A 4,117-nucleotide genomic window follows, 5' to 3' on the forward strand; every position below is an offset into this window, starting at 1 on the left:
AGAAATAGATATATTAAAAGCTTCCCTTGCCTTATTTAAAAAATATGGTGTTCAAAAAGTCTCAATAACGGAAATAGCAGACAAGGCAAAAGTGTCACAAGTAACGATTTATAATTATTTTGGGAGTAAAGACAATTTAATTCATGAAGTAATTATTTTTTATGTAGATCAAGTATGGGAGGAATATGAGCAATTATTTAATAGTAGCGCTCCTTTCCCAGATAAAATTAAACAAATTATTTTTGATAAACAGGAAGAAGCGGACCAAATTAACACAGAGTTCTTCGACTCTTTAATGGAAGAATACACGAAAGGAAGTAATTATATTGAGGAGATGTATACGAAGAAAGCACTTCCCCGCTTCATTGATTTATTTAATGAAGGAAAAGAAAAGGGCTATGTTGATCCAACGATATCAAATGAAGCCATCTTGCTTTATATTCAAATATTTAAAGATTACATGCAGCGAAAAGATATGGCAAAAAACATACTGCCATTAACAGAAGAAATTACAAAGCTATTTTTTTATGGAATCGCTGGGAAAGGGATAAATTGATGGGGATGAATTTCCTCAAAACAAAATAAAACATACGCTAGTGGCGGGTTGTAACGCCAACACTAGTGTATGTTCTACCCCTAGCATTGGTGTCACAACAAATCCGGACTATCATCCCTCTATAAATAAAAACCCTGCTACGCTCGAAATAATGAAGAGCAGCAAGTTTAGAAGACCTTATTAGCCAATACATATTACCCATCTACTTTTTCTTGGGCGATTTCAACCTACCGTGTTTCGCAGCTTGACGGCGCTGCCAACGTTGTATTTTTCTCAGCAGGCCATAGGATATTTGTATATCCCTTTCTCCAAGCGAACTTCCGGGCTTCGTGTGCATCCAGATGGATTTGGAAAAGGCAATAAGCTGATCAGGATAAACACTTCGATGCCCAATGATGATATACGCTGCTAGACAAGCACCAACCACATACACACCAATCGAACCCCCAAATAACTCAAATCCCATAAAAACAGCAGCTATTGGCGTGTTCGATGCGGCTGCAACTACAGCAACCATGCCAACACTCGCACCAAGTATTGGGTTAACGCCAAGCATTCCAGCAAAAACATTACCGGATAAAGCACCAATGACGAATTGTGGTGTAACAATCCCACCATAAAAACCCGAGCCCAATGTCACAGCAACAAGCAACGCTTTCCAGAAGAAAGCGAAGGCAGGAATATCTTCTCCGCGTAATGCAGTGTCCATTATTGGCAAGCTAAGGCCAAGGTAATCGGCAGGAATAAATAAAATTAAAATAGACAATACCACTCCGCCAATAACAGGCATCATAGGCCGCCATATACGAAAACGCTGTTGTATATAATTGAAAAACAAACGCATCTCTTCGAACATCTCGATAAACAGCAAAGCAACAAGTCCACATAGAATACCGATAATAATAACCTTTAGAAATAAAGCTTCTGAGAAATCTTCTACAAAATCTAAAGGATAATACGCATAGGTAATTCCCCAAATTTTACTTATTTGAAAAGAAGTAATCCCAGCAATTACAGCTGCAAATAAATAATCATGACGTATTCTGCCCAGCGATAAAACTTCTACAGCATAGATAGCACCGGCAATCGGCGTTCCAAAAACACTTGCAAACCCAGCACTCACACCACATGCCACTATCTTCCGCTGCAAACGCGGGCTTAGATGCATGATGCGTCCTAGCCAAGAGGCAAGCGTTCCCCCAATATGTGAGCAGGGACCTTCTTTTCCCGCAGATCCACCCGAAGCAAGGGTAACAACTGCAGCAAGCGGTTTTATTGGCAATGTTTTTAAAGGCAATCTTCCCTTCTGTTTATGTACCGCAGCAATCACAGAATCTTCTTCTGCATGCTTTTTCCGGTAACCAAAATAAATAAGTAAACCGTTCACAAGTCCCCCAAACGGTAATAAAATTAGTTGGACCCAAAGCGGGATATGTGCTGTTTGGTTCGTGGAATAAAATAATAATTGCAGAAATATACTTGCGCCAGTACCTACGAGAACACCGGTGATTGACGCCAAAAAAAGCCACCTAAGAAGGGTAGCCAGCATAACAAGGGGTTCAATATAGTTTATGCGAAACAAATTAGACCACTCCTAAATCCACTCTCTATTAAACATAGCACTCTTGGAATGGCTTGTCATCTGTTTAACGTTCTGTATCTGGGATTGGTTGGGTTATTAGTGAAGGGGGCTGTCCATTTTTATTTGATGACTTTTTTCAGTCATTGATCTCAAAAGTTAAGTCTATGGTTCATTAAAACCCGCTTCTCTCAGCCGACAAATAAAAAGTGAGCCTGATTCCAACTGACAATCAAGAGACCTGGTGACGGTTTAACGAAAGATGTCATTTGCCATGAGCTACTTGATTATAGGTAGATTTAATCTGAACAGCGAATCGGCCTTAGAGTAGCTTTAGCTTACTGACCAGCTAATAGATTTAGGTATAAAGTAACCTATTCCCACAAATAGAATTCGCTTTTACGATGTCTATATTCTATTTACTTACCTACTTGTCCATTCAGATATTTTATTTTGACAGCTTTGTGGCAGCCGCTTAAAAACTGCGCCCTTAAAAATAAAATCAGCTATAAGGAGAGTACTTAAAATCATCGTAGTTCCTATTAAAATACCTAGTTTATTCGTGACCGCACATTTTTCCTTTGTTTGTATTTCCATAACAAAAATCCCTCCAATGCAATAACAATAGTATATCACCATCTCCTGTTCCTTGGTAGAAAGCTCATTTAATGTTATTTCAATAGTTCGCGTCTCCTTTTTGTGATTAGTTTATTGGTCTAAACATGTCTTAAAAACAGACGAGATTACGTGTTTATTTATCAGCACTCCTTCTACATACCAACATATATTTTAGAGTCATTATAAAACCCCACAGATGTATAAGAATACAATTCCGCAGGGTTTTATAAGGGGGCGAATATAATTATTTCATTTTTCTCTTCACACAACATCTATTATTCCGAACATTTTATAGTGCATTGATATTATTGAAATCGATTGTTATAGTTTTAGTATGTAAACATTTTTAGAGAATGATAGAGGAGAGATTTATTATGAGATTTTGGATTGGCTTATCATTAGCCATTATATGTGAGGTAATAGGAGTAACTTTTTTAAACTTTTCTTATGGGTTATCCAAACTAATGCCAGCTACAATTGCTATTACATTTTATCTATCCTCTGTCCTTTTGTATATGTGGAATACTAGAGGGAAGGAAGTAGGTGTAGTTGGTGCATTATTTGCTGGTCTCGGAACAGTTATAGTCCTTTTAGTAGGATTTTTTGTGTTTGATGAAAAGATATCTACACTGAAATTAATGGGTGTTGTCCTAATAATGACAGGTGTAGCTAGTTTAAGTATGAAACCTAAACAGAAAGGAGTATCTCAGTAATGGGAATATTTTATTTAATGATATCAACCATATGTGCAGTTATGGGTCATATTTTCGTAAAAAAATCAGACGGTATGCGAAAAATAAAATATACCATATACGCCGTAATTTCATTTTTAACCGCTATTGTTTTATTATCTATGTCTATTAAATACATGAACATGGGAATAGCCTTCGCTATATGGTCCGGATTATCAATTGTATTTAATAATTTGTTTAATATTATCGTATATAAAGAAGAATTTTCTTTTCGTAAATTGAGAGGTATAGCATACATTGTAGCAGGTATTGTTATTTTAGAAGCCTTTTAAGTGTATTTTATACCTTCACTTCTACTAAACTACTTCATCATATCATATGCCAGTATAGTTATATTGGCATATGTTTATTATTGCTTTTGCTTTACATAATTTTCTGTCAATTAGTAGCTACGTTTTATAATGCATTTGAGTCTAATATATACCTTGTATTCCAGAATGTCAATATCAATAATAACTTTTTTAATAAAAAACAATACATTTATCTACCGTATGTTTGCAAATGCACCTTCAGAAGCGTAACAAAATCCATGCTTGTTTATATCTGATTGACAACGCTGTATATTAAACTTCCCCTGAAAAAAAGCGCCCTAGAAAGGTATTGACCCCCGAA

General features: G+C 36.2%; 5 protein-coding genes. 3 read left to right on the plus strand and 2 right to left on the minus strand.

Annotation, left to right across the window (positions count from 1 at the left end; translation table 11 throughout):
* The first annotated feature begins 4 nt into the window (after nucleotides 1–4).
* A complete protein-coding gene (locus GZ63_RS0112515; protein WP_051681490.1) occupies nucleotides 5–556 on the plus strand; it encodes a TetR/AcrR family transcriptional regulator in 552 nt (183 codons plus the stop codon).
* Nucleotides 557–758: 202 nt separating this feature from the next.
* Here GZ63_RS0112515 and GZ63_RS0112520 read toward each other — a convergent pair whose 3' ends face one another.
* Both GZ63_RS0112520 and GZ63_RS17925 read right to left on the minus strand, forming a co-directional pair.
* Nucleotides 759–2,075 carry a chloride channel protein gene (locus GZ63_RS0112520; protein WP_226374407.1) on the minus strand — a complete coding sequence of 439 codons (1,317 nt, stop codon included), beginning with the start codon at nucleotides 2,073–2,075 and terminating at the stop codon, nucleotides 759–761.
* 483 nt (nucleotides 2,076–2,558) lie between these two features.
* Nucleotides 2,559–2,732 (minus strand): hypothetical protein, encoded by a 174-nt coding sequence (locus tag GZ63_RS17925; RefSeq protein WP_156947733.1) that lies wholly within the window; start codon nucleotides 2,730–2,732, stop codon nucleotides 2,559–2,561.
* 395 nt (nucleotides 2,733–3,127) lie between these two features.
* Here GZ63_RS17925 and GZ63_RS0112530 point away from each other — a divergent pair, with 395 nt between their 5' ends.
* Nucleotides 3,128–3,466 (plus strand): DMT family transporter, encoded by a 339-nt coding sequence (locus tag GZ63_RS0112530; RefSeq protein WP_029270072.1) that lies wholly within the window; start codon nucleotides 3,128–3,130, stop codon nucleotides 3,464–3,466.
* Nucleotides 3,466–3,777: a DMT family transporter gene (locus GZ63_RS0112535; protein WP_029270074.1), complete on the plus strand. Its 312-nt coding sequence runs from the start codon at nucleotides 3,466–3,468 to the stop codon at nucleotides 3,775–3,777. The genes GZ63_RS0112530 and GZ63_RS0112535 overlap by 1 nt, the downstream gene beginning before the upstream one ends.
* The last annotated feature ends 340 nt before the right edge of the window (nucleotides 3,778–4,117 follow it).

This window comes from Virgibacillus alimentarius (assembly GCF_000709085.1).
Classification (GTDB): Bacteria; Bacillota; Bacilli; order Bacillales; family Amphibacillaceae; genus Virgibacillus_B; species Virgibacillus_B alimentarius.

Excerpts from the sequence above, each read along its gene's own strand:
- GZ63_RS17925 (WP_156947733.1), bottom strand. The coding sequence starts at position 2,732 with ATGGAAATACAAACAAAGGAAAAATGTGCGGTCACGAATAAACTAGGT.
- GZ63_RS0112530 (WP_029270072.1), top strand. The coding sequence starts at position 3,128 with ATGAGATTTTGGATTGGCTTATCATTAGCCATTATATGTGAGGTAATA.
- GZ63_RS0112535 (WP_029270074.1), top strand. The coding sequence starts at position 3,466 with ATGGGAATATTTTATTTAATGATATCAACCATATGTGCAGTTATGGGT.